Source organism: Enterobacter sp. 118C5 (genome assembly GCF_034107645.1).
Classification (GTDB): Bacteria; Pseudomonadota; Gammaproteobacteria; order Enterobacterales; family Enterobacteriaceae; genus Enterobacter; species Enterobacter nematophilus.
This window is the reverse complement of sequence record NZ_JAWNEU010000019.1, coordinates 1-24,418: the sequence shown is the minus strand read 5'-3', so window position 1 is coordinate 24,418 and position 24,418 is coordinate 1. Positions and strand designations below refer to the sequence as shown.

Annotated in this window: 28 protein-coding genes and 1 pseudogene; 20 read left to right on the top strand and 9 right to left on the bottom strand. The window is 57.5% G+C overall.

Features of this window, described 5'->3' with window-relative positions:
- Nucleotides 1–15: 15 nt before the first annotated feature.
- From UTO39_RS20795 to UTO39_RS20785, 3 genes are all read left to right on the top strand, one after another.
- Complete coding sequence (locus UTO39_RS20795) at nt 16–786, top strand: DeoR/GlpR family DNA-binding transcription regulator (protein WP_320727973.1); 771 nt, start codon at nt 16–18, stop codon at nt 784–786.
- A 63-nt stretch (nt 787–849) separates the two neighbouring features.
- Nucleotides 850–1,452 carry an ATP-dependent Clp protease proteolytic subunit gene (locus tag UTO39_RS20790; RefSeq protein ID WP_028015368.1) on the top strand — a complete coding sequence of 201 codons (603 nt, stop codon included), beginning with the start codon at nt 850–852 and terminating at the stop codon, nt 1,450–1,452.
- 135 nt (nt 1,453–1,587) lie between these two features.
- The gene (locus UTO39_RS20785; RefSeq protein ID WP_320727972.1) at nt 1,588–2,709 is read left to right on the top strand and encodes a cupin domain-containing protein; all 1,122 of its coding nucleotides are present in this window, start codon (nt 1,588–1,590) and stop codon (nt 2,707–2,709) included.
- A gap of 38 nt (nt 2,710–2,747) precedes the next feature.
- On the opposite strand, the gene UTO39_RS20780 is transcribed toward UTO39_RS20785, so the two are convergent.
- Nucleotides 2,748–2,936, bottom strand: a complete 189-nt coding sequence (locus tag UTO39_RS20780; RefSeq protein ID WP_047363975.1) for a hypothetical protein — start codon at nt 2,934–2,936, stop codon at nt 2,748–2,750.
- Between the two features lie 220 nt (nt 2,937–3,156).
- Here UTO39_RS20780 and UTO39_RS20775 point away from each other — a divergent pair, with 220 nt between their 5' ends.
- From UTO39_RS20775 to foxA, 3 genes are all read left to right on the top strand, one after another.
- Nucleotides 3,157–3,390, top strand: coding sequence for a DUF2171 domain-containing protein (locus tag UTO39_RS20775; protein ID WP_003863067.1), 234 nt, complete (start codon nt 3,157–3,159; stop codon nt 3,388–3,390).
- A gap of 139 nt (nt 3,391–3,529) precedes the next feature.
- Entirely contained in the window at nt 3,530–4,483 is a 954-nt protein-coding gene (locus tag UTO39_RS20770) for an AraC family transcriptional regulator (protein ID WP_320727971.1), read from the top strand.
- Nucleotides 4,484–4,604: 121 nt separating this feature from the next.
- Nucleotides 4,605–6,713, top strand: a complete 2,109-nt coding sequence (gene foxA, locus UTO39_RS20765; protein ID WP_320728003.1) for a ferrioxamine B receptor FoxA — start codon at nt 4,605–4,607, stop codon at nt 6,711–6,713.
- A gap of 79 nt (nt 6,714–6,792) precedes the next feature.
- Here foxA and UTO39_RS20760 read toward each other — a convergent pair whose 3' ends face one another.
- Nucleotides 6,793–8,208, bottom strand: a complete 1,416-nt coding sequence (locus UTO39_RS20760) for a PLP-dependent aminotransferase family protein (protein ID WP_320727970.1) — start codon at nt 8,206–8,208, stop codon at nt 6,793–6,795.
- Nucleotides 8,209–8,384: 176 nt separating this feature from the next.
- Between UTO39_RS20760 and UTO39_RS20755 the strand changes: the two genes are divergently transcribed.
- Nucleotides 8,385–8,546 carry a DUF1127 domain-containing protein gene (locus UTO39_RS20755; RefSeq protein WP_032644967.1) on the top strand — a complete coding sequence of 54 codons (162 nt, stop codon included), beginning with the start codon at nt 8,385–8,387 and terminating at the stop codon, nt 8,544–8,546.
- A 39-nt stretch (nt 8,547–8,585) separates the two neighbouring features.
- Here the strand turns inward: UTO39_RS20755 and UTO39_RS20750 are convergent, their stop codons facing one another.
- Nucleotides 8,586–9,974: a PLP-dependent aminotransferase family protein gene (locus UTO39_RS20750; protein ID WP_320727969.1), complete on the bottom strand. Its 1,389-nt coding sequence runs from the start codon at nt 9,972–9,974 to the stop codon at nt 8,586–8,588.
- 101 nt (nt 9,975–10,075) lie between these two features.
- Between UTO39_RS20750 and UTO39_RS20745 the strand changes: the two genes are divergently transcribed.
- Nucleotides 10,076–10,555: a carboxymuconolactone decarboxylase family protein gene (locus UTO39_RS20745; protein WP_010427243.1), complete on the top strand. Its 480-nt coding sequence runs from the start codon at nt 10,076–10,078 to the stop codon at nt 10,553–10,555.
- Here UTO39_RS20745 and UTO39_RS20740 read toward each other — a convergent pair.
- Nucleotides 10,542–11,444: a LysR family transcriptional regulator gene (locus tag UTO39_RS20740; RefSeq protein WP_320727968.1), complete on the bottom strand. Its 903-nt coding sequence runs from the start codon at nt 11,442–11,444 to the stop codon at nt 10,542–10,544. The genes UTO39_RS20745 and UTO39_RS20740 overlap by 14 nt on opposite strands.
- A 100-nt stretch (nt 11,445–11,544) precedes the next feature.
- Between UTO39_RS20740 and UTO39_RS20735 the strand changes: the two genes are divergently transcribed.
- The 5 genes and pseudogenes from UTO39_RS20735 (at nt 11,545) to UTO39_RS20715 (ending at nt 15,368) form a co-directional block, all read left to right on the top strand.
- A complete protein-coding gene (locus UTO39_RS20735) occupies nt 11,545–12,960 on the top strand; it encodes an aldehyde dehydrogenase family protein (RefSeq protein ID WP_320727967.1) in 1,416 nt (471 codons plus the stop codon).
- 75 nt (nt 12,961–13,035) lie between these two features.
- Nucleotides 13,036–13,359, top strand: a complete 324-nt coding sequence (locus tag UTO39_RS20730; protein ID WP_151413542.1) for an antibiotic biosynthesis monooxygenase — start codon at nt 13,036–13,038, stop codon at nt 13,357–13,359.
- Complete coding sequence (locus UTO39_RS20725) at nt 13,352–13,747, top strand: amino acid-binding protein (protein WP_320727966.1); 396 nt, start codon at nt 13,352–13,354, stop codon at nt 13,745–13,747. The genes UTO39_RS20730 and UTO39_RS20725 overlap by 8 nt, the downstream gene beginning before the upstream one ends.
- Nucleotides 13,722–14,417: a winged helix-turn-helix domain-containing protein gene (locus UTO39_RS20720; RefSeq protein ID WP_320727965.1), complete on the top strand. Its 696-nt coding sequence runs from the start codon at nt 13,722–13,724 to the stop codon at nt 14,415–14,417. The genes UTO39_RS20725 and UTO39_RS20720 overlap by 26 nt, the downstream gene beginning before the upstream one ends.
- 147 nt (nt 14,418–14,564) lie before the next feature.
- Nucleotides 14,565–15,368, top strand: a pseudogene (locus UTO39_RS20715) (DUF4225 domain-containing protein).
- Here UTO39_RS20715 and UTO39_RS20710 read toward each other — a convergent pair.
- Nucleotides 15,343–15,672: a hypothetical protein gene (locus tag UTO39_RS20710; protein ID WP_061099357.1), complete on the bottom strand. Its 330-nt coding sequence runs from the start codon at nt 15,670–15,672 to the stop codon at nt 15,343–15,345. The pseudogene UTO39_RS20715 and the gene UTO39_RS20710 sit on opposite strands and share 26 nt — an antisense overlap.
- 271 nt (nt 15,673–15,943) lie before the next feature.
- Between UTO39_RS20710 and UTO39_RS20705 the strand changes: the two genes are divergently transcribed.
- The 3 genes from UTO39_RS20705 to UTO39_RS20695 are packed head-to-tail and all read left to right on the top strand — an operon-like array spanning nt 15,944 to nt 18,532.
- On the top strand, nt 15,944–16,414 hold the full coding sequence (locus tag UTO39_RS20705; RefSeq protein WP_116342297.1) for a MarR family winged helix-turn-helix transcriptional regulator: 471 nt from the start codon (nt 15,944–15,946) through the stop codon (nt 16,412–16,414).
- Complete coding sequence (locus UTO39_RS20700) at nt 16,411–17,478, top strand: HlyD family secretion protein (RefSeq protein ID WP_266179412.1); 1,068 nt, start codon at nt 16,411–16,413, stop codon at nt 17,476–17,478. The genes UTO39_RS20705 and UTO39_RS20700 overlap by 4 nt, the downstream gene beginning before the upstream one ends.
- A complete protein-coding gene (locus tag UTO39_RS20695; protein WP_151413547.1) occupies nt 17,468–18,532 on the top strand; it encodes a DUF2955 domain-containing protein in 1,065 nt (354 codons plus the stop codon). Before UTO39_RS20700 ends, UTO39_RS20695 begins: the two co-directional genes overlap by 11 nt.
- On the opposite strand, the gene UTO39_RS20690 is transcribed toward UTO39_RS20695, so the two are convergent.
- The gene (locus UTO39_RS20690) at nt 18,523–18,903 is read right to left on the bottom strand and encodes a tautomerase family protein (RefSeq protein ID WP_320727964.1); all 381 of its coding nucleotides are present in this window, start codon (nt 18,901–18,903) and stop codon (nt 18,523–18,525) included. The genes UTO39_RS20695 and UTO39_RS20690 overlap by 10 nt on opposite strands.
- The gene (locus tag UTO39_RS20685; RefSeq protein WP_151413549.1) at nt 18,903–19,211 is read right to left on the bottom strand and encodes a carboxymuconolactone decarboxylase family protein; all 309 of its coding nucleotides are present in this window, start codon (nt 19,209–19,211) and stop codon (nt 18,903–18,905) included. The genes UTO39_RS20690 and UTO39_RS20685 overlap by 1 nt, the downstream gene beginning before the upstream one ends.
- A 96-nt stretch (nt 19,212–19,307) precedes the next feature.
- Between UTO39_RS20685 and UTO39_RS20680 the strand changes: the two genes are divergently transcribed.
- The gene (locus UTO39_RS20680) at nt 19,308–20,171 is read left to right on the top strand and encodes a LysR substrate-binding domain-containing protein (protein WP_253540545.1); all 864 of its coding nucleotides are present in this window, start codon (nt 19,308–19,310) and stop codon (nt 20,169–20,171) included.
- Here UTO39_RS20680 and UTO39_RS20675 read toward each other — a convergent pair.
- On the bottom strand, nt 20,161–21,429 hold the full coding sequence (locus UTO39_RS20675; protein ID WP_320727963.1) for a DUF445 domain-containing protein: 1,269 nt from the start codon (nt 21,427–21,429) through the stop codon (nt 20,161–20,163). The two genes, UTO39_RS20680 and UTO39_RS20675, sit on opposite strands and share 11 nt — an antisense overlap.
- A gap of 248 nt (nt 21,430–21,677) precedes the next feature.
- On the opposite strand from UTO39_RS20675, the gene UTO39_RS20670 reads away from it, so the two are divergent.
- Genes UTO39_RS20670 through tssD form a run of 3 tightly spaced genes read left to right on the top strand, consistent with a single transcriptional unit; the run spans nt 21,678 to nt 23,044 of the window.
- Nucleotides 21,678–22,040 carry a tlde1 domain-containing protein gene (locus UTO39_RS20670; protein WP_080328923.1) on the top strand — a complete coding sequence of 121 codons (363 nt, stop codon included), beginning with the start codon at nt 21,678–21,680 and terminating at the stop codon, nt 22,038–22,040.
- Nucleotides 22,040–22,552 carry a hypothetical protein gene (locus UTO39_RS20665; protein ID WP_151413551.1) on the top strand — a complete coding sequence of 171 codons (513 nt, stop codon included), beginning with the start codon at nt 22,040–22,042 and terminating at the stop codon, nt 22,550–22,552. Before UTO39_RS20670 ends, UTO39_RS20665 begins: the two co-directional genes overlap by 1 nt.
- Nucleotides 22,553–23,044: a type VI secretion system tube protein TssD gene (tssD, locus tag UTO39_RS20660; protein ID WP_151413552.1), complete on the top strand. Its 492-nt coding sequence runs from the start codon at nt 22,553–22,555 to the stop codon at nt 23,042–23,044. It begins immediately after the preceding gene.
- Between the two features lie 51 nt (nt 23,045–23,095).
- Here tssD and UTO39_RS20655 read toward each other — a convergent pair whose 3' ends face one another.
- Entirely contained in the window at nt 23,096–24,277 is a 1,182-nt protein-coding gene (locus tag UTO39_RS20655) for a restriction endonuclease (protein WP_320727962.1), read from the bottom strand.
- Between the last annotated feature and the right edge of the window lie 141 nt (nt 24,278–24,418).

Below are 24,418 nucleotides of genomic sequence, written 5' to 3'. Positions count from 1 at the left end.
TTCAAAGGACTTTCAATGCTCGATTATGCAGCTTTTCCTGAACAGCGACAAGAGCGGATCCGACAGATCCTTCAGGAGAGCGGAAGGGTGGTCTGTACCGAGCTGGCGAGCCAGATGAAGGTGTCCGAGCACACCATTCGCCGTGATTTACATGAACTTAGCAAAGAGGGCTATTGCAAAAAGGTCTACGGCGGTGCGGTGCTTCAGCTTCCGGATGCGGGCAGTTTTTTCAGCCGCGGGCAGAAAATAAGTGCAGAAAAGCACACAATCGCGCAGAAAGCAGCAACGCTGGTTCAGGCGGGCGGGTGCATTTTTATCGACGCGGGGACGACAAACCTGGCGCTGGCGAAGGCCCTTGCGGCGGATCTCAACGTCACGGTGGTGACCAACTCACCCGCCATTGCCGCTGAGCTGCTGCATCATCCGCTGTGCGAGGTAATCATCACCGGCGGGCAGATCCAGCGAGCGTCCGGCGGAACGGTTGGCGCCACGGCGGCGAGCCAGATCCAGGGCATTATCTTCGATCAGGCCTTTATCGGCGGCTGTGCGATGGATCCTGAGGCGGGGCTTACGGGGTTTGATTTTGCCGACTGCGAGTTTAAAAAAGCCGTGATTGCCCAGAGCACCCAGACCATTGTGGCCCTGACCGCAGACAAGCTTCCCGGCGTCGCGCGCTTTGTGGTCGCGAAGAGCCGCGACATTGATCTGCTGGTGGTGGAAGAGGGAATGGAACAGGGCGTTTTTGACGCGCTGGCGGCGCAGGATGTTCGCATTGTGTGCGCCTGAGGACTTTCACGGGTAAAACAGGCTACACTCTGGTTTTGAGCGCTAAATGCTGAGGACGTAACAATGCACTACACACTGAAAGAAAGCGACAAGGACAAAGCGGAAGGGTCAAGCGGCGCGGGCGCTCTGCAGCAAAAACTGCTGGAGTCCCGTTCGATTGTCATCTCCGGTGAGATCAACCAGGAGCTGGCGCAGAAGGTGATCACCCAGATGATCCTGCTGCAAAGCGTCAGCAACGATCCGATCAAGCTGTACATCAACAGCCAGGGCGGCCACGTGGAAGCGGGCGATACCATCCACGACTTCATCAAGTTCATCCGCCCGGAAGTGCACGTCATCGGCACCGGCTGGGTGGCGAGCGCCGGGATCACCATCTTCCTGGCGGCGAAAAAAGAGCACCGCTACTCGCTGCCGAATACCCGCTTTATGATCCACCAGCCGCTGGGCGGCGTGCGCGGTCAGGCGACGGATATTGAGATCGAAGCGCGCGAGATCATCCGCATGCTGGATCGCGTCAACAAGCTGATCGCTGACGCCACCGGCCAGCCGCTGGAAAAAGTGAAAAAAGACACCGACCGCAACTACTGGATGTCTCCGGCAGAAGCGCTGGACTACGGCATCGTGGGCAAGCTGATTACCCATTATGACGAGCTGAACCTGGATTAAGTTTTATCGCCGCGTACGCGTCGGGTGGCGGCTTCGCCTTGCCCGACCTACGCGCGCTCGTTTGACCCATGACAAGTTCCCCCTCTGCCTTCTTGCCTATAATCGCGCCTGTTTCCCCTCTCACTGGTGCTACCCATGGCGTATCAACTGAACCTGAACTGGCCGGAATTTCTTGAGAAATACTGGCAAAAACAACCCGTAGTGCTGAAAAATGCCTTCCCGAATTTTGTCGACCCGATTACCCCGGACGAACTGGCAGGCCTGGCGATGGAGCCGGAAGTCGATAGCCGTCTGGTGAGCCACGCCAACGGCAAATGGCAGGCCAGCAATGGCCCGTTTGAGCACTTTGACGGTCTGGGCGAAACCGGCTGGTCGCTGCTGGCGCAGGCGGTGAACCACTGGCATATGCCCGCCGCGGAGCTGGTGCGTCCGTTCCGCGTCCTGCCGGACTGGCGTCTGGATGACCTGATGATCTCCTTCTCCGTGCCGGGCGGCGGCGTGGGGCCGCATATCGATCAGTACGACGTGTTTATCATTCAGGGGATGGGCAGCCGCCGCTGGCGCGTGGGCGACAAACTGCCGATGCGTCAGTTCTGCCCGCATCCTGCGCTGCTGCACGTGGATCCGTTTGAGCCGATCATCGACGAAGATCTGGCCCCGGGCGATATTCTCTACATCCCGCCAGGATTCCCGCACGACGGCTTTACCCATGAGACGGCGCTCAACTACTCCGTCGGCTTCCGCGGGCCGAACGGCCGCGATCTGATCAGCAGCTTTGCCGACTACGCGCTGGAAAACGATCTGGGCGGCGAGCACTACAGCGATCCGGATCTGGCCTGCCGCGAACACCCGGGCCGCGTGGAGCAGTATGAGCTCGATCGCATTCGTCAGATGATGATCGACATGATTAGCAAGCCGGACGATTTCACAAAATGGTTCGGCAGCTTCGTCTCCACGCCGCGCCACGAGCTGGATATCGCCGCCGCCGAGCCGCCGTATTCAGCGGAAGAGGTGCTGGACGCGCTGCAGGGCGGCGAAACGCTGTCACGCCTGAGCGGGCTGCGCGTGCTGAACGTCAACGGTAGCTTCTTCATCAACAGTGAACAGCTGGAGACGGTAGACGCGAAGGGCGCGGATGCGCTGTGCCGCTATACCGAACTCGGTCAGGCCGAGCTGGGCAATGCGCTGAATAACCCGGCGTTTGTGGACGAGCTGACCGGATTGATTAACCAGGGCTACTGGTTCTTCGACGAGTAACAGCAGGCGGCGTTTAGTCAGCCTAAACGCCGCTACGTTCAAACCAGCATGTTACACGCCTTCCAGTAGTTCAAAAGCCGCTCGTCGTCGCGCTCTTTCTCCGCTTTGATTTTCATCGCCTGGGCCAGATTCTCTCGCGATACCTCATGGCCTTTTTGCACGATGTCCAGAACCGCTTCACCAAGAGCCAGCGAAATTTCTGCCCGATTATTGTTGCGAATCGTCATAAATACCTCCTCGTTGGTTGCGATAATTTAATTATGAACGGGAAATAATCAGCCGGTAATAATTCATCTCATTCTTATTTTTTTTAATTTGGCGTTAAATAGACATAATATTCCATTCTGTCAATGATGTTTCAAAATGCTAATAAGCCTTTTAAGCCTGAATTTATGCGCTACAGTTAATTTCGTGCAACAGGCAAATAACCGAAACAGGAGAATGATTATGGTAGATAAAAGCGCAATTAAGGATCACACTCAGGTTGTCGCCAGCTGCGGAACGCACGTCGGGGTTGTGGACCATTTAGACGGTGAGCGTATCAAGCTTGCGAAGAGCGACCCGGAATCGGGCGGCAAGCACCACTTTATTCCTCTCGGCTGGGTCGATAAGGTCGAAGATAATAAAGTTGTCCTGACCAAAAACCATAAAGAGGTTTTTGCTGAGTGGCAGGAAGCATAAAATATATTTCTCGTTAAGAAATATACGCCTTCGCTCCGGCTTTGTCCGGAGCGTAATAGTGTCTGCGCCCGGTGATTGCTGACATGGCAAAGGGATGGTACTGTTTTGCCTGACCTTTCCCCGATGCAGGCCCCGAATTATGCTCCAGAGTGAAAATAGATCAGCGAAACGCCTATTTTTTGTTGAAGATTTTCAGATATTCGGCGAGCGCTACGGCATTGACTACCGTTTCCCGCTGTTAAAAGGGGAGCAGGTTAGCGGCAGCCCGGTGTTGCAGGGGAATGTGGAAGAGATGACGCTCTCGTCCGGCATTTCGCTGACCCACTCCGACGTGCATGTATTACAACCCTACGAAACCACATCCCGCCACAGCAGCCCGCTCTATATGCTGGTAGTCCTGGAAGGGTGCGTTACGATCGCGCTCAATGGCATCGACTATCACGTTCGTCCCGGCATGGCTTTCAGCGCCCGTCTGAGTGAGGAACAGGTGATGAGCGCGCGTCACGACGCCGACAGCTCGCTGAAAACGCTCTCGTTTGGCGTGTACCCGCATGAAGCCGGGCGTGAAGCCCTGCTTGAGTCGCTGCTGCTGGAATGGCAAAACCTGAATACACCCACGTTTGTCTGGCACGTTCCCGAGTTTGTTATGTCAGGTATTCAGCATGCGCAGCAGCAGAGGGGAAGCGTGCTCGCGCGTAAGCTGTTGCTGGAGGGGCTGATGTACCAGCTGCTCGGTCACGGCCTGAACCAGCGCCAGCAGCCCTGCCCGAGCCGCCCTGAGCATGCGCGTCTGGAACGCGTGCGGAGCATGCTGGAACAGTCTCCTGAACGGGATCATACCCTCGCGCAGCTGGCAGCCCTGGCTGCAATGAGCCCAAGCAGCCTGCGCAGCAAGTTCCGTCAGCGCTACGGCTCCACGCTCTTCGATTACCTCCGCGACTGTCGCCTTGCGCTGGCGCGCCGCTATCTGCTGGAAGGCCACAGCGTGCAGCAGGCGGCCTGGATGTGCGGGTATCAGCATGCCACCAACTTCGCCACCGCGTTTCGTCGTCATTACGGGATTTCACCGGGCGACGTGCGCAAACTCCGCTAACGTAATTTCGCCCATCGCGCGAACGCATCCCGTGCGATTTAGCATCGCGCATACGTAACCTGGCGGCGCGCATAGCCGTTTGCGCCCTCAAAAAGGTAATAATTCTTATTAACAATAAGAAATATCTCTGGAGAGGGTTATGTTTGCTAAATCGCGTCTGGCACTGCTGGTGGGATGGGTTACCGGTAGCGTCGCTTTTCCTTTACTGGCGCAGGATGCGCAAAAAACTGACACCGTGGTGGTGACCTCGCAGATGCAGTCTGCGGCCACCAAGCTTGAAACGCCGGATATTGAAACTCCGCAGTCGGTCTCTATCGTCACGCGCGAGCAGTTCGAAGAGCAGGGCGCAACCAGCGTGCGTCAGGCCGTGAGCTACACGCCAGGGGTCTACAGCAACCAGATCGGGGCGTCAAACCGCTTTGACTACATGGTGCTGCGCGGCTTCTCTGACGGCAGCCTGGACAACGTCTACCTGGACGGCCTGAAGATGATGGGCGACACCAACTCCCACAGCTCGCTGGTGGTTGATCCGTGGTTCCTGGACAGTATCGAAGTCGTGCGCGGCCCGGCCTCCGTGCTCTATGGCCGTTCATCGCCGGGCGGGATTGTGGCGCTTACCTCCCGTAAGCCGTCGTTCGATCCGGGCGGGGAGATCAAGCTCTTTGCCGGGAACAATAGCCAGCGTGGGGCGATGTTCGACGTCACCGGCCCGGTTGATGATAACGACCGCGTGGCGGTGCGCCTCAGCGGGATGACCCGCTATGCCGATTCCCAGTTCGATCCGCTGAAGGAAGAGCGTTACGCGCTGATGCCGAGCCTGACCTGGCGTATCACCGATAGCACCCGTCTGGATCTGATGGCCTACCTGCACCGCGATCCGGAAGGCGGCAGCCACTCCGGCCTGCCGTATGAGGGCACCGTTGTGCCGCACAGCGGAAAGAAAATCTCCAACACGTTCTTTGAAGGTGAAGACGATTACGACAAGTACGATCGTCGGGAAAACATGGTCGGCTATAACCTTGAGCACCTGTTTGACAGCGGCTGGTCCGTGCGCCAGAAGCTGCGCTACCTGCACACCAAAGTGGAGCTGAACCAGGTGTATGCCGCAGGCTGGCTGAATGACACCGAGCTGAACCGCGGCTATTCCGGCTCCGACGAGAAGATGAACGCCATCACCCTGGATAATCAGGTCGACGGCAGCTTCGACACCGGGGCGGTGAACCACCGCGTGCTGATCGGCATGGACTACCAGGACCGCACCAACAACGTGACCGGCTACTATGGCGGCTTCCCGCCGATTGACGCCTTCCACCCGGTTTACGGTGCGAAGCCGGACTACATCACCCAGTACAGCAGGGAAAAGCATAAGCTTCGCCAGACCGGCTACTACCTACAGGATCAGATGTCCGTTGACCGCTGGCGCCTGACGCTCGGCGGGCGTTACGACCAGGTGAGCGTGTCGAACGTCGACAACTTCAACCACACCCGCAGCGATCTGGATAAAAACAACTTCAGCAGCCGCGCGGCGCTGCTGTATCTGTTTGATAACGGCGTTGCGCCGTACGTCAGCTACTCCACCGCCTTTACGCCGACCAGCTTTGCCGACGAGCAGGGCAATATCCTGGATCCGATGAAGGGCAAGCAGTGGGAAGCGGGCGTGAAGTATGAGCCAGAAGGGATGAACAGCCAGTTCAGCGCCTCGGTGTTCCGCATCAACCAGAAGAACATTGCCACCAAAGAGGAGCCGACCGATCCGTACCGTTCCATCGGTGAAATCGAATCCGAAGGCGTTGAGCTGGAGGCGATTGGTCAGTTGACCGACAGCCTGCGCATGCAGGCGGCGTACACCTACACGGATATTCGCTACAAGAAGAGCAGCCCGGAAGAGGAGGGCAAGCGCGCCGTCTATGCCCCGCGTAACATGGCCAGCGCCTGGCTGAGCTACGACGTCAAAACCGGCCCGCTGGACGGCCTGACCGCCGGCTCCGGCGTGCGCTATGTCAACGGGATCGCCAGCGATCGCCAGAACACCCATACGCTTCCGTCGTACACGCTGGTGGACATGGTCGTGGGATATGACCTGTCGAAAGTGGGGCTCACGGGCGTGAGCGCGCAGCTGAACGTCAACAACCTGACGGACAAAAGCTACGTCGCGGCGTGTAACTCGCTCTCTTACTGCTACTTCGGTGCAGAACGCAGCATTGTGGGCAGCGTTTCGTGGAAGTTCTGAGTCGTTGATTTTGCCGGGGGCGGGAGCGGTTTTCTCCCTCTCCCTGTGGGAGAGGCCGGGGTGAGGGCAAAATGCTGGACTACTCCTCCATCGCAATCACAATCGCTTCACCCATCTTTTTCAACGCCTCGCGATGCTTCTCCGTTGGCGGCAGCGCCACGTTGATCCGCAGGCAGTTGCGGTACTTCCCGGAGGCGGAAAACAGCGACCCGGCCGCGGCCTGGATCTTCAGCCGACACAGCTGCTTGCTGACGCACACCATATCCACCTTCTCCGGCAGCTCAACCCACAGCAGGAAGCTTCCCTGCGGGCGCGTGACGCAAATCTCCGCCGGAAAATACTGCCGCACCCAGCAGGTGTAGGTTTCCATATTCTGCTGATAAATCTGGCGCATACGGCGCACGTGGCGGTGGTAATGGCCGTCGCGAATAAACGCCGCTACCGCCATCTGGGTGCCCGGCACGTTAAACCCGCCGGCGGCGTATTTCATGTGCATCACCCGATCGTAATAGCGCCCCGGCACAATCCAGCCGACGCGCAGGCCCGGCGCCACGGTTTTGGTAAACGAGCTGCAGAGGATCACGCGCCCGTCGATGTCCATCGAATGAATGGTGCGCGGGCGCGGGTACTCCGCCGCCAGCTCGCCGTAGATATCATCCTCCACAATCACGATATCGTGCCGCTGGGCGAGGGCTAAAACCTGCTTTTTCCGCGCTTCCGGCATGATGAACCCGAGCGGGTTATTGCAGTTGGGCACCAGGATCACCGCCTTGATCGGCCACTGCTCCAGCGCCAGCTCTAACGCCTCGATGCTGATCCCGGTTTCAGGGTCGGTGGGAATTTCAATCGCCTTGATGTCAAACCCGCGCAGCATCTGCATGGTGCCGTGAAACGACGGCGACTCCACCGCCACGATATCCCCCGGTTTGCACACCGAGAGCAGGGCGATCGACAGCGCGCCGTGGCAGCCGTTGGTGATGACAATCTCGTTGGCCGCGACGGTAGAGCCGCCGTCCAGCATCAGGCGGGCGATCTGTTCGCGCAGCTCAAGGCGGCCGTCGAGCACGTCATAGCTCAGCATCTCGCTCGGGTTATGCTGCGCAAGGCGGCTCATCTCGCGCCACAGGGGCTTGAGGCTCGGCTGATTTACGTCCGGCGAGCCGCCGCCAAACGAAATCATCTCTTTGTCGGCGCGGGCGTCCAGCAGCATCATCACCTCGTCCCACTGGGTGACGTCCACCGGGCGCTGCACCGGGCGCGTCATCGCCGGGACGGGCGGCTGGGCTTTGCGTTTCGAGACAAAATAACCGGAGCGCGGCTGAGGGGTAATCAGCTGGAGGTTTTCGAGGATCTGGTAGGCCTGCTGTATGGTGCTGATGCTCACGCCGTGCTCCTGGCTCAGGGCGCGCACCGACGGCAGACGTTCGCCGCTGCGGTACAGCCCTTGTTCAATGCGTTCTGCCAGAAGGTTGGCGAGATGTTGATAGCGCGTCATGCTGTATCCTCTGTTTTCACCATACAGATTGTTAAACCAGTACAGATTGCCGCAAAAAACGGCATGCAGATACCGTTTTAGCGGATCTGTATGTTAAACAAAAGTTGTTTTTGCATCTGTATTGCACGGGCCGATTTCCAGGATGATAACCCCACTGGCACAGTGAGGAGAGCATCATGGAATTCTACGAGAACCGTTCAAAACGTCCGTTCGTCGTGTTTGTCTGGATCGGCAAAACGATCCGCAACTGGTATCGCATCAACCGGACCCGCCGCATCCTGAGCCAGATGAGCGACGAGCAGCTCAAGGACGTCGGGTTATCCCGCAATGATATTTAAACCGTGGCCGGGTAAGGTGAAGCCGCCACCCGGCGATATTCAGCTCAACAGTTCAAGCGTCTGCCGCTTCGGCCTTTCCAGCAGCTCCATCGCCTCCTGATAGGACCGCACGTTGTTATAGCCCATCACCAGCCCGTAGCGTTTGCCCGACCCGCGGTACCACTCCGAAAGCGCGTTCACCTGCAGCTGCTGGTCCTGCCAGCAGCGGGCCACTTCCCGGTCGCAGCTCCCTTTGGTGAGAAACGCCACGATATGCATCCCGCCGTCGTTTTGCTCGGTGAAAAACAGGTCGCCATACACCTCGCGCAGGGCGGCAATCATCCAGTCGCGGCGGGTCTGATACAGCGCGCGCATCTTCTTGAGATGGCGGAAAAAATGCCCTTCGTTGAGAAACGCGGTGAGGATCTTTTGCGTCAGCACCGGCTGGCCGCTGGTGGTGATATCCGCGCAGTCGGTAAAGGCCCCGACGGTGCTGGCGGGCATCACCACGTAGCCCATGCGCAGGGACGGCATGATGGTTTTACTGAAGGTGCCCATAAAAATCACCCGGTCGTGCTGGTCGAGGCTTTTCAGCGACGGCAGCACCTTGCGGGTGTAGTGAAACTCCCCGTCGTAATCGTCTTCAACGATCCACGCTTCGTTCTGGCTGGCCCAGTCGAGCAGCTGCTGCTTGCGCGGCAGGGAGAGCGTCACCGCCAGCGGGCTCTGGTGCGACGGGGTGACGATGGCAAAACGCGCGTCGCGATGGTGGCGGAGCAGGTATTCCGTATCCATGCCGCTGCGATCGACCGGCACCGTGTGCAGGCGCGGCACGATCCGCTTCAGCAGCTGCTGGCCCATAAAATAGCCCGGATCTTCAAACACCACCTTGTCGCTGCGGCTGGCGAGGGTGTCGAGGATCAGCCGCAGGCTGCCGCTGTAGCCGCTGGTGATCAGCACCTGTTCGGCGCGGCAGGACAGGCCGCGCGAGATATTGAGATAGCTGGCGATGGCCTGGCGCAGCGGATACCAGCCCAGAACGGGCGGGTTGAGCATCTCCTCCTGACGCATGGCGCGCGTCGCCTGGCCCGCCAGCAGCAGCCATTTTTTATACGGGAAACTGTCGAGGGCGGGGATGCCGGGGCGCAGAAACCCCGCCCGCTCGCGCTGGCTGATAAGCGAGGCCGGAAGCGCTCCGGTGGGCTGTTCCGCCGGGGCAGCCCTGTCCGGCAGCAGTAAATCCGGGTTAACCCGCGTGCCGCGCGCGCCCTGGCTCACCAGATACCCTTCACCTGTCAGAATGGCGTACGCCGTTTCGACGGTTTTACGCGCCACCTTCAGCTCTTCCGCCAGCACGCGGATGGCGGGCACCTTATCGCCCGGCTTCAGCACGCCGCGCGTGATGTTGTCGCGATAGCGGGAATAAATTTCGTGATAGCCCGGCTTCATGTCCTACCTCATTTCACGCTTTTTGTATCTTTTTACTATGTCATGAACGGCGTAGATTTGCCCCATCGCATGACATATGCCGCACAAAAAGAGGAAAGACAATGAGCACTCGCGTTAACCATCATAAAGCCACACCTGCCCTCGCCAACGCGCTGTCTGCCCTGAGCATGGAGGTGGCAAAAACCTCCATCGACCCGGCGCTGAAGCACCTGATCGACATTCGCGTGTCGCAGCTGAACGGCTGTACCTTCTGTCTGGATATGCACTCGAAAGAGGCCAAAATCGCCGGCGAGCGCGAGCTGCGCCTGTACCATCTGGCGGCCTGGCGCGAGTCCCCGCTGTTCAGCGCCCGCGAGAAAGCCGCGCTGGCCTTCACCGAAGCGCTGACCCAGATTGGCGTTCACGGGGTGAGCGACGCGCTCTACCGCAGCGTGGCGGAGCACTTCTCGGACGTGGAGATTTCAGAGCTGAACTTCGCCATCGTGGCGATCAACGCCTGGAACCGTCTGGGGATCACCTCCCGCATGGAACCCGGCTCGCTGGACGCGGCTTACGGGCTGAATAAGGCTAATCTGGAATAATCCCGCGCTCGCGGATCGTTGCCACCAGCGCCCGCAGTCCAGGCGGGACGTGGCGATGGCCGGGGTAATAGAGGCGCAGCCCGGCAAAGGGCTGCGCCCAGTCGTTTAGCACGCTCACCAGTTCTCCACGCTCTAGCTCTTCCCGGATATACAGTTCCGGCAAAAATCCCACCCCTAATCCCGCTTTTACGGCGCGGATCGAGGCAAAAAGATCGGACGTCGCAAAGCGCGGCGGTACGGCAAGCGCGTACGTTTCCCCCCGACGCGCCAGCTCCCAGCGGTAGATCCCGCCGTGGGCCATGCGCATGCCGATCCCCTGATGTGAAAGCAGATCGTCCGGCGTCTGCGGAGTGCCGTGACGGGCAAAATAGTCCGGCGTGGCGGTCACCAACTGGCGGATCTCCCCGGTCAGCGGCACGGCGATCATGTCCTGCGGCACGGACTCCTCAAGGCGGATCCCCGCGTCGTAGCCTTCCGCGACGATGTCGATCATGCGCGCTTCGCTGACGGTCTCTACGCGCATCTTCGGGTAGCGGATCATAAAGTCGATCAGCAGCTGGTCCAGAAACAGGGTGCCGATATGGTTCGGCACGTTCAGACGCAGCGTGCCGGCGGGTTCCCCGGTGTCGCTGTGGATCTCCTCTCCGGCGAGGCGGATCTCCTGCAGCGCCGGGCCGACGCGCGCCACGTAGCGCTGCCCGGCGTCGGTGAGCGCCACGCTGCGGGTGGTGCGGTTGAAAAGGCGCGTATCAAGGCGGCTCTCCAGCCCGGCGATGGCGTTGCTTACCGCCGTGGCGGACATGCCCAGCTCCTGCGCCGCGCCGCGAAAGCTGCCGCGCCGCACGACGGCCATCACCACTTCCAGCTCTGTCAGACCTGAACGATGCATAGATTATCCTGAAAATCGAAACAACCCTTGCAGCATAGCGTGGATTATCGCAACGGAGAAGCCGTGCCAGACTGTGCCCACACAGCCTGAGGAGGTTTATATGCACACTATCGAACAGATCTTTATTAACGGCGAATTTGTTACCCCGCACGGCACCGAACGGTTTGATTTGTACAACCCGGCGACGGCGCAGGTTATAGGGCAGGTACGCCTGGCGGATGAGGTTGACGCAGCGCGCGCCGTTGCGGCGGCGAAAGCGGCGTTTCCGGCGTGGTCGCATACGACAAAGCAGGAGCGCATCGCCGCGCTGAAGCGTATGCACGCCGCCGTGGCCGCTCGTCACGACGATCTGCTGGAAGCGGTCATCGAAGAGTACGGCGCGCCCGCCTCGCGCTCGGCGTGGATGGCCAGCTATCCGGCGGAGGTGATTGCTCAGGCCATTGAGGCGCTGGAGGCGTTTGAATTCGTCACCCCCGCGGGCGCAGCCACGGTGCAGATGACGCCGCTCGGCGTGGCCGGGCTGATTACGCCGTGGAACAGCGACGCCGGGTTTATCTGCGGCAAGCTGGCGGCCGCGCTGGCGGCGGGCTGTACGGCGGTCATCAAGCCGAGCGAAATGAGCGCCCTGCAAACGCAGATTGTCACCGAAGCGCTGCGCGATGCCGCGCTGCCGCAGGGCGTGTTTAACATCGTTACCGGGCGGGGTGAGACGGTCGGTGACGCTATCAGCCGCCATCCGGACGTGGCCAAAATCTCGTTTACCGGCTCCACGAATACCGGCAAGGCGATCCTGCGCAACGCGGCGGAGAGCTTTAAGCGCGTGACGCTGGAGTTAGGCGGGAAATCGCCGACGATCCTGCTCGATGACGTGGATCTGGCGCAGGCGATCCCGCTTGTCATTCAGGCCGGGTTTATGAACAGCGGGCAGGCGTGCGTGGCCGGAACGCGCATTCTTGTGCCTTACTCGCGCAAGGCGGAGATCGAAACCGCGCTGGCGCAGGCCGTGGCGGCGGTGAACTCCGGCGACCCGCGCGATAAATCAACGTACGTCGGCCCGATGGTCAGCGAAAAGCAGTGGCAGCGGGTGCAGGGCTATATCCGCAAAGGCCTCGAAGAGGGGGCGCGCCTGCTGGCGGGCGGCGAAGGGCGGCCGGAAGGCACGCGGGACGGCTGGTTTGTGCGCCCGACGCTGTTTGCCGACGTCAACAACCGGATGACGATTGCTCGTGACGAGATTTTTGGCCCGGTGCTGTGCGTCATTCCCTATCGTGACGAGGCGGAGGCGATTGCCATTGCCAACGATACGGACTACGGCCTGAGCGCGATGGTGCTGGGCGGCGATTCGGACCGCGCGCGACGCGTGGCGCAGCAGATTGTTTCCGGTCGCGTGCTGGTGAACACGCTCGCCCATGAACCGAAAGCGCCGTTCGGCGGGTTTAAGCACTCCGGCGTGGGGCGCGAGATGGGCGAGTGGGGGATCCGCGCGTTTATGGAGCCGAGGTCTGTTCTGGGCTAAAGCTTCGCTCTTTACCGAAGCATTGTGCTTTTCCATCCCGCATTCTCTCCTCAACATCACAGCGGAGAGACCCTCATGATCGCAGTCATTTTCGAAGCCAAAGCCGCGCCTGCCCATCAGGCGCGCTATCTTCAGCTTGCCGCAGAGCTTAAGCCTTTGCTGGCCGACATCGACGGCTTTATTGATATCGAACGGTTCCAGAGCCTGACGACCGACGGCAAAATCCTGTCCCTTTCCTGGTGGCGGGATGAAGAGGCTGTCCGCCGCTGGAAGCAGAACGTTTTTCATCAGGCGGCGCAGGCCGAAGGGCGGGAGTCGATTTTCTCTTTCTACCGTATTCGGGTGGCGCAGCTGGTGCGGGAGTACAGTTCCGAAACGGGAGGGCGCGCGAATGTATGATGTTCACGTGATTTTCAGCGACGGGCCCGGCGAGCTGGCGCGCTTTGGACAGCTGTTGGGGCGCAACGGCGTGGGGCTTGAGGGCGGCGGCGTTTTCGGTACGGAAGCCCATTTCCTGGTGGAGAACGGGGAAAAAGCCCGCCGAGTGCTGATGGAGGCCGGGTTTAGCGTGCAGGCGGTGCGCAGGCCGGTTATCAGAAAACTTAAACAGGAGCGCCCCGGCGAGCTGGGTGAAATTGCGGCGGCGCTGGCGGCACGCGGCGTGTCTGTTCTTACCCAGTACAGCGACCATGCGAATCACCTTATTCTGCTGACGGATGATGATAAGCTGGCCGCAGAGATCACCGAACCCTGGGCGGCACATGTTAAAGACAAGCTTACCGACTGATAACGGCGCGGCGCTGGAGCAGGCCATTGCGGCGGTGGCGGCGGCAATGGCCGATCCGTCGCGCGTGAAGATGCTGTGCGCGCTGATGGACGGGCGGGCGTGGACCGCTACCGAGCTGAGCGCGGCGGCAGACGTCGCGCCGTCGACCGCCAGCGGGCATCTCGCCCGGCTGGTGGAGGGAAAGTTGATTACCTGTCTGTCTCAGGGGCGGCACCGCTATTATCGTCTGGCCGGGCACGACGTGGCGGAGCTGGTCGAACAGATGATGGGGCTCTCCTGGAGCCGCATTGCGCCGCCGGAAACCACCGCGCCGAAGGCCATGCGGGAGGCGCGGACCTGCTACGACCATCTGGCGGGTACGGTGGCGGTAAAGATCTACGATTTCATGCAGGCGGAAGGCTGGCTGGAGGCAGACGGTTCAGCGCTGACCCTGTATGGCCGGGAGCAGTTCCTGACGCTCGGCATTTCGTTAAGCGCTCACCCGCGGCGCAAGGCCTGCTGCGCCTGCCTGGACTGGAGCGAGCGGCGGTTTCATCTTGGCGGCGAGGCGGGCGCGGCGCTGCTTATTTATCTGGAAAGCAAAGGGTGGATCCAGCGGGTGGCGGGGTACAGGGAGGTGGTGGTGACGGCGACGGGGAAGGTTGCCGTCAGGAAGTATTTTAGCCGCTAAACGCTGCTGCGGGCTGATGCACTTCCTATTGCTACAGGTAACCCTGTTCCAAAAACAGGCTTTCTGTACAATAGTTCTCTGTACCCAAACTGACCAAGACTGGTCGGTTAAGGAATATTCGTCCTGACGACAGAAAAGGAATTTGCAATGGATATCGCTCTTTTTCCTGGGCAGAGTCGGCGCCAGTGGGCTGATACGATGATCAATCTGGAAGCCCGAAAGCTTGTGAATACCGCAAATATCGTCGCGGCCATGCACCTTAGTGATTCACTGACCCGTCTGAAATTCGTGGATGAAATAAGACAGGTTGTCATGCAATAGTTTGACGCGGCGAGGAGAGCAAAGAGCGATGAAGAATGCATTACCTGCCTGAAAAAACTAAGGGCTGAGAATGAGTTCCTGCTTGAACAGTCGCGCATGCTTAAAACCGGTTATGCCCGAATCTACGCTGAAATTCAGTATGTAACAGAGCAGAATAAAATTGTCGGATACTTCATATCCGGGATTAAGGTCGTTCTCGCCGGCGTTCAGGCTGTGTTTGGCGGTGTTATGATCGCAACGATGACGCCTGCTGGTATGCTTGCCGGTGCCGTTCTGGTCGGTGATGCTCTTAATACGGTTTCACGGGAGGCAGCCCGTCAGCTCCTGAATGAACCTTCTTCAGAGGGGATCCTTGCGGATGGCGCCATGTCCGTAGCGGAATTTATGGGCTTCAGCCGCGATGTCGGCCTGGGGATCTTTAATGCAACTACGCTTGCAGCCAACGTTTATGGTGTGTTTGGTCTGACTGGGAAAGCAGAGGCCTGGCGTCTTTTCCGTTATCTTCCTGGAGACTATTACCGCAAGGTAGAAACCATGACTCCGGGCAAACTGACGATGAAGGTTCTGGGATGGGGGGTCAGTGCGAAGGTGGTACTGAAACTCCTTACCCGTGATGACCGGAGTCGCTGATATGTGATCTCATCAGCTTCCATGATTTATAGCCAAGTCTGACCGGCATCACCAGAAGCAGCACAATCAGCAGAAAGATGACTGCAACCACACAGGATATAACATGGCTGGTGCTGCCAAAGATCATGGTAAGCAGGGTGATTATGACCATCCCGCCGGTGATCCAGGCAACCGACAGGAAATAGCCGGCCAGATCCTTCAGAACCTTTTCCTGCGAGTCCCCAGTCGCCTGGTGACGTTTGATCCTCTCAATATCCTTACTGGTGAATCCTGCCGCGATAAGTTCCTGATTGTTAACTGTCATTCACGTCTCCTTTAACCTGATAAAAAGAATACACTATTTAGAAGTTCCGTTCCTTCCTGCTTTTGTCTTTACCTTCCTGGATTATTGTGCCGTTGCCGTTAAATGATGAGCTTGGCAGAAGACGTTATCCGGCATGACCATATTACTGGCGATCCCTCAGCCCACAGGGAGAGGGAGATATCGTTTCGCAATTCCTGCGCTTTAACTTCTCGTTTCTTGATACTTACCCTGATAACTATTATCTTGACCGCGTGTGACGAGAGGTTCCCCCATGAGTGAAGAAGAACTGTTTAGCCGCAGGCCGATGGGCATGCGGATGGCGATGATCGTACGCCAGTGGCGTGCGGTGATCGATGACGCCATTCTCGATACCGGGTTAACCCAGTCGAGCTGGACGGTGATGATGCAGCTTCATCAGCTTGGGGATAACGTCTCAATGAGTGAGCTGGCGGAGGTGCAGGGTATTGAACTGCCGCCGCTGATGCGCACCCTGACACAGCTGGAAAAACAGGGTTACCTGCTGCGCACAACATCGCCTTATGACAAGCGCATCCGGCTTTTGACGCTGACGCCTGAGGGAAAAGCCATATTAAAAAGGCTCACTCAGGTGATTGAGACCTATCAGGCGCGCGTATCGCAACACATCGCGCCGGAGCATATCGAGATTTTCAGCGCTACGTTGAATCAAATCGCCTGCAATTTGCGGACAATCCGCGAAGAAGACAACAAGACCGAAAAATAATGACCCCTGAACAAAAGTTTGCCCGCTGGGTAAGGGTGAGTATTGCCTCTTTCCTGCTGATGTTTATCTATTTTGTCGTCGCGGATATCTGGATCCCGCTGACGCCGGACTCCACCGTGATGCGCGTGGTTACGCCGGTTTCTCCGCGCGTCTCCGGCTATGTGGCGGCCGTTCACGTGCATAACAACAGCCAGGTGAAGAAAGGCGATCTGCTGTTTGAGCTCGACGACACGCCGTTTCGCAATAAAGTGGAGGCGGCGCAAATCGCGCTGGAGCAGGCGCGTCTCTCTAACGAACAGCTGGACGCGCAGATCGCCGCCGCGCAGGCCAGCCTGAAAACCGCCGTGCTGACCGCGCGTAACGACAAAGTGACCTTTGACCGCTATCAGAAGCTGAGCACGTTACAGAACGTCTCGCAGGCGGATCTGGATAAGGTTCGCACCGCCTGGCAGAGCAGCGAGCAGTCCGTCAGCTCGATTCAGGCCAACATTCGCAACCTGCGCATTCAGCGCGGCGAGCGCGAAGAACGCCGCAACGTGACGCTGCAAAAATATCGTAACGCGCTGGATGAAGCAGAGCTGAACCTCGGCTGGACAAAGGTCTACGCCCAGGCGGACGGTACGGTCAGTAACCTGCAGTTAAGCCCCGGTTTTTACGCCTCATCCGGCTCCGCCGCGCTGGCGCTGGTAAACAACCAGACCGATATCGTGGCCGATTTCCGCGAGAAGAGCCTGCGCCACACCCGTCAGGGCACCGATGCCGCCGTGGTGTTTGACGCCTTCCCGGGGCAGGTATTCCGCGCCCACGTGGCCAGCAGCGACGCGGGGATCCTTGCAGGCCAGGAGGCGGTTAACGGCCAGCTCTCCCAGCCGGAGACCTCTAACCGCTGGGTACGAGACGCCCAGCGCATGCGCATTCACGTCACGCTGGATGACGCGCTGCCGAAGCCGCTGCCAACGGGCGCGCGGGCGACCGTGCAGCTCTATAACAGCGAAGGGCCGTTTGCGCGCTTCTTCTCCGGAATGCAGATCCACCTGGTGAGCCTGCTGCACTATGTCTATTAATACGCTGGCGCGGGTCTTTACTCCGCACGGCAACATCGTCTACACGGCAAACGACTTTCGCCAGACCCTGCGCATCGTCTTCGCCGGGATGATTGCCCTGAGCATCTCGAGCTTCTACAACACCAGCTACGGCGTGTTTTTCGTGGTCTACCCGATCATGCTGCTGTCGCTGGTGCCGGTGTTTAACCGCCACGTGGCGAAGCAGTTTATCTTCAGCGCATCGCTGAACTGCGTCGAAATGGTGATTATCATCGGCTATCTGTCCCAATGGCCGGTCATCATGACGCTGGTGGTATTTGCCCTGTACGTGATGCGTTTTCGCTTTATGAGCAAAGGGCCGCTGTTCCTGTTCGGCTCGATGGGCGTGGTGTGCCAGAGCGTGATGCTCAACTTTATGAGCTACCCCACCACCAGCTGGCACACGCTGCTGTTTTCCAACATCGAAGCGAGCGTGATGGCGGTGTGCCTGAGCGCGCTGATGAACTACCTGCTGCCGGACGTTGAGCCACGCAAGCCGCCGCCGCTGATTGAGAAAGACGACGCCCGCGTGCGCCACGAGTCGCTGCTCTCCGGCAGCGTCGCGACGATGATTTTCGTGGTGTTTCAGATTAGCGATTTAAGCGATTCGCTCTCGGCGCTGATGGCGGGGATTCTGATCCTGTTCCCGATGCACTATCGCGGCGCGGTGATGAGCTCCATCTGGCGCGTGGTCGGGGTGGTGCTGGGCTGCCTCTACATTCTGGTGGTGCAGCTTATCCTCTACGATCACAGCAGCCATATGCTGCTGATGATGCCGCTGATTGGCCTCGGCCTGGCGTTTGGCGCGCGGCTGCACGTGATGGAAAAAGTGGGCGCGGGCGTGGGTTTTTCCAGCATCACCACTATCGGCATTATGTTCGGGCAGAACATGCACCCGGACAGCGACCTGGTGTTCAGCGATCTCTATCGCATCACCTCCGTCACCTTTTCGCTGGTGGCGACGCTGACGATGGTCTTTCTGGTGCATTTGATCCTGAACCGCTTCGAGGCGACGCGCTACGTCATTCAGGGCTGATAGCCTATACCGCCGCTGAAGCTCCAGTCTTCAGCGGCCGTAAACTGGATAACGACCATCACGTCCCCACCGTCGATGCCCATCTTCTCATTCAGTTGCGCAGCCAGCTGGCGGTAGAGGGAAGCTTTCTGTTCATTGCTCCTCGGCTTACCGGCCACGATATTGAATAATATCGCCCCCTCCGTTCTGCCCGTGCTGAGATAGTGCCGGTCAATGTATCGATCCCCGGCAGCGAAGCATTCAAAAAAATGAAACCGGTCCTGCGCGGGAACGGCGAAGGTTTCCGTCAGCGCCTGGTGCAGAATGTCCGAGATCTGTTTTTTCTGCATCTCGGTATAGCGGTCACCCGTCATGATGCGAACAAACGGCATTATTTTTTCTCCTCTGCCAGGCAGGTCAGAGCGCTGACGGCTGCCGGCCAGCCTGCGTAAAACGCCAGATGGGTAAACGCTTCGGCAATTTCGTCGTCCGTCACGCCGTTTTGTCGGGCGAAGTCGATATGCCAGGTAAGCTGCGCGGTGCGCCCCAGGGCGGCCAGTGCGGCAAGCGTGATCAGGCTGCGATCCCGCGGGGCCAACTGCGGACGCTGCCAGATATCGCCAAAAAGCACCTGCTGGCTGAGTTCCGCCAGTTTAGGGGAGACCTGCGCAAGCGTGTCGCGATTCAGTGTTGTATTCATTTTTTTCCTCCTGTTGTCTGGCAATGACTCTCGCAGGCTGCCACCATAAAGAAAATCGCAATGTTTCGGACTCAACATCCCGAAAATGAGGATGATATGGATAAACGGTTTTCAGCATTAGACCTGGACGCGCTGCGCAGCTTTGTGGAGGGTATTCAGTCCGCCAGCTTTGCCGTGGCGGCGGACAGGCTGTGCCGGTCTACCTCTGCGGTTAGCGCCCAGCTAAAAAAGCTGGAGCAGCAGTGCGGCGTGGCCCTCACCGTAAAGCAGGGGCGAACGCTGGCATTGACCCCGGAGGGTGAAATTTTGCTGAGCTACGCCCGACGCATGCTGGCGCTAAATGATGAAGCGCTCCGGGCAATCAAGGGAGAGCAGTTGCAGGGAGAAGTGCGTCTGGGTATGCAGGAGGACTTCGGGGAGTCCGTGATGCCGCAGGTGCTCGGCGATTTTAACAGACAGCACCCTGAGCTCCGGTTGACCGCACGCGTCGAACGCAATCAGCCGCTGCTGCGGGGCGTTGCGGCAAACGAACTCGATCTGGCGCTGGTCTGGCAGGAAGGACGAGAAGGCGACTATGTGCGCAGCGAACCGCTGGCATGGATTTGCCGGTCCCGTGAGGACGTCGAGGCACTTTTGCAACGAGGGGAGCCGCTGCCGCTGGTGATGTTTGACGCGCCCTGCCTACTGCGAAGCCGGGCCATCGCTGCGCTGGATGCCGCAGGTATATCCTGGCGTATCGCTTTTACCAGCCATAGCCTGAGCGGGCTGTGGGCAGGCGTCAGCGCAGGATTGGGTATTACGCTTCGCACGCGTATTGGCCTGCCAGAGACCTTACAGATCGACAACCGCCTGCTGCCCAACGCAGGAGAGCTGGGGATTGCGCTGCATCAGGGGGATGATTCCACCGATACAGCCATTTCCAGCATGAAGGCGCTAATCATCAGGACGCTCAATGGATAAGCGTCGGGATTTGCGAGAGTAAAAACAGGATCAGGCCAATCGTCCCGCCCACCAGCGTGCCGTTGACGCGAATAAACTGCAGGTCTTTGCCGATGTTAAGCTCAATCTGCCGGGACATGTCTTTGGCGTCCCAGCTTTTGACCGTGTCGCTGATGTGGCGCGTCAGGAATGCGGCAAAATCCGGCGCGACGCGGTGCGCGGCCTGCTCCAGATGCTCGTTCAGCGACGCCCGCAGGCTGGCGTCGTTAGACAGCGTTTCGCCAAACCACAGCCCGGCGTTTGCGATGCGCTGCTTCACGCGGGAGTCCTCGCTCTGCATATCCGCCTTCAGCCACTGGCGCAGGTCGGCCCACACCTCTCCCAGATAGCGGTTAAACGCCTCATCGTTTTTCAGGTAGTGCTTGATGTTGTCGGCTTTGGCCGCCATCTCCGGGTCGTTTTTCAGGTTATCGATAAGCTTCAGCGTGGCGCGGTCGAACGCCTGACGGATCTGGTGCGTGCGGTCGTGGCTGATATCGTCCAGCAGCGTGTTCACCGCGTTTGACACCATCTCCGCGCTTTGATCGCCTAGCCACTCGGTGGGCAGCACCATCGCCTTGCGCGGGTGTTCGGTCTTCAGCCAGTGGACGATCTGGTCAGAGATAAAGTCCCGCGTGCTTTCCCGCTGAATCAGGGTAATCAGGCGGTTGATGATGGCGTCCAGCAGCACCTGATGACGGTTGTTTTTGGTCATGCTCTCCAGCATGACGGCGCTGGTTTCGGTGAAATCGACTTTGTCGATGGCCTTATGCACCGCCCGTTTGAGCAGGCGCTGAATACGTCCGTCATCGGTAAGCTCGAGAAAACCGCTCATCACCTGCATCAGATGCAGCCCGACGCGCTGGGCGTTGTCGGGCTTGCTGAACCAGGCGCCGATCATCTGCGCAGGCTCATAGCGGCGGATCAGTGCCACAAGGGACTGGGTATCGAGAAATTTCTCCTGCACGAACTGGCCAAGATTGTCGCCGATCCGATCCTTATTGCGCGGGATAATCGCCGTATGACGGGAGATGAACGGAATGGGCACCCGGCGGAACAGCGCGACGACGGCAAACCAGTCCGCCAGCGCGCCAACCATCGCCGCCTCGGCAATAGCCTTCACGCCGCGCACCCAGAAGGTCTGCGGCAGGAACAGGGTGGTGATAAACGCCGCGGCGGCAATCAGCAGCAGCGACAGCGCCAGCAGCTTGGCGCGTTTGAGTTCAGCGATTTTTTCCATGGGTTAAGGATAGAGGGTTGTGAACCAAAATTGCAAAGCTGGTGTAAGGGGGGAGGGAGACGCACTCTTTGAGTGAATAGACGACTTGTATATTAAAAAGTATATACATTAAAACTATCTATTATTAATTTTTCTAAGTTTTCTGTGCTTAGTTATTTTTGGACGTGATGTTTTGTGACCGTCGTAGTCATTTTAACGCTCTTGTTAGCCATAAGATAAATGACTATTCATGAAAGGAGACGGTATTGATGACATGGGAATATAAAGTTTCAACGGGAGTATTAAGTCATAATGGCGAGTTTATCGCAAAATGCTACAGCGGCGCGGGTGAATCAAGAGATAAGCCTGAGTATGAAAGTCAACGAAACAGAGGGCCCATTCCCAGAGGTATTTATTTTATTGCCGGATGGAATAATCATAAAAGTGCAGAGGCCATTATTCTTGAACCTATAGCGGGGACCAATACCTTTGGTAGAGATCATTTTCAAATTCATGGAGATAAAAAGGGTCAACCGCCAGGCTCGGCATCAGCAGGCTGCATCATTATGAACGGCCAGGACAAGCGTCATATGATTTATGATTCAGGTGACACAATACTGGTGGTGCGATAATGAAATATATGATTGCGCTACTCTTCTTATGCGCTCCGATGACTCTCTTTGCCAAAAACCACACTCCTGCGCAGATTATTCAGATGATAAACGATAAGGGTGCAAGGCGTGTTGTAGCAGCATTGTATGCTAATGATAGCGGTGAGTCGGAATGGTGGAATCATGTTATTCCAGAGATAAGTAAAGGAACTCAAGCATGGTTAGCCGTGGCGAGTGCCCTTGAACCCGGTGTAGACGCCAGTACGGCTGAAGATCTAAAGGCGGCGCTTTCAAATGCTATCCCGCATAACCCTTCGGGTGTTTTAGCAATCTTAAATGACGAAAAACCGTTGCTCACTATTGAACAAGTCTGCGCTTTTGCCAATTTCCCCGAGACGGAAGCAGAGAGTAATAAGCTTTTTGTCGATTCAATCAGGGAGATGTTTAAGGTTAAAAGTTCGGCGGGTAAAAGATGTCTCGCCATTATGATCGCCACCGTTGAACACTCTGTTCCATTCGATAAGGATAATTAAATGGCCATTCCGGGATATATGTCATTAACTGACGATGCGGGTAATATCATAAAAGGGAGCGTGAGAGTTAAAGACCGTGAAGACCAAATTGAGGTTTTAGGACTCTATCATAATGTAAGCTATAATTCTGACCTGCATAATGGCAGAGCGTTGAGTAAACGTCAGCATCGTCCATTTCTTATTGAAAAGGAAATTGATGCTTCCAGCGTTTTTCTCTATAGGGCACTCAGCACGGGCGGTACGCTCAGGAAAGCGACTATCGACCTGTACAGAATCAATGCTGCCGGTCAGGAAGAAATCTATTTCACGATCACGCTGGAAGCGGTGAAGGTCGTCACAGTGTTTTCATTGATGCATGACGTGAAAGAGACTTACCATGAAAAACAGGGCCATCTTGAGCTTGTTTTGCTTCGTTATGAAAAGATTACCTGGCATTACCGTGACGGTAACGTTATTCACTCGGATGACTGGGATTATCGGTTAGGGGCTTGATTAACAGTCTCCGGGATACAGACGGTTTCCCGGAGACAGAGCGCGATGACGTTAAATTTCGCCTTTTAATCCCTCTTCCAGCTCATCAAAAAGCTGTAAATCCACATCCAGCAGCTCGACCGCGTTGCTGCGTCGAATGCCGACATTATTCTCAATCAACAGTTCTAGCAGCCGGTCACCATCTATCAAGGTAATAGGAGCCGCACCGGGATGCAGAGCCGCTTTTTCACAGTTCCCGGCAAAACGCCCCGTGGTGATGAGCGTGCCCCGGATCGCGCTGTGATAAGGCAACGCACCACGTAACTGGTCGATAACAGGGCGGGTAATATTGCTCTGCATACGCTTAACCTGCACCACTTCCGTGATGGTGGTAATGCCCACCTGTACTCTGCCGACGACATCGACGCCCTTATCGCCCGACGCTTTGGTTACTTCCACCTGTTCATAACCCATCGCCTCCAGAAGCTGACCAATCAAATGCTCGAACTTGTAGGGATTCATGGTGCTGATTTGTTCGCGAAGCTGCTCTTTTTGCTGGTGGTTATAGCGCTTCACCGCGTCCAGAAGTTCTTTTCGAGGATCGGCTTTGCGAGCCGGTAGGGCATTCGCTAACCATGCGCGACCTTTATCGGTGATGTAGTAACTCATCCCTTCCCGGGCGATCATATCGCGATCGATCAGGTTGTAGAGGCGCGAGTAGAGCGTGCTTTTGATAGAACTGGTAGAAGCGAACTTTGAATGCTGGTGTAAAAAAGCCTGCCATTCCGGGAGTAAGTCAGCACGACGGGACATTTCACGTCCAGCCAGCAGCTCAAGAAGCTGCAGTAACCCTTCTTTATCGTCCAGCGTGCGTAACGTGGCGTCATCATTATTCAGAAATTGCTGACCGCGCTGGGTAGGGAACCAGGTATCTTTCGGCGTCGTTTCCATCAGTTCAAAGACATGAGAGTTTAGAAACAAATAGCTACCGTAACTATGGCGCGGATTGAGGATGTGGTTATCCTGATCCCAGATCCGCAGCGCTATCTCAGCGTCTTCGCCTTTCAGGCGTTCGTTGATCCACATATCAGGTTCGGACCAGTCGACCGGGTTTTGCGGTGTGCCGGTTTGTTCCTGAATCGCACTGATCATGTTACGTACCGAATTCACTGAATAGCCGGAGACGGCTTTCATCATTGCCTGAACCTGCGCATAGGTTGGAAAAAGTGGCGTAATGACTTTGTAATTTTTCACGTTGTTCCCTTAACGATTGCTGTGGCGTTAGCTTGCCACGTCAGGGAATAAATACTAATAGCTAAGTCACTTATTTTGTAAGGTAATAAAGGCGTTGCTTTCTATAGGGGCAACACACTATTTGCCAGCACCCGCCACAGC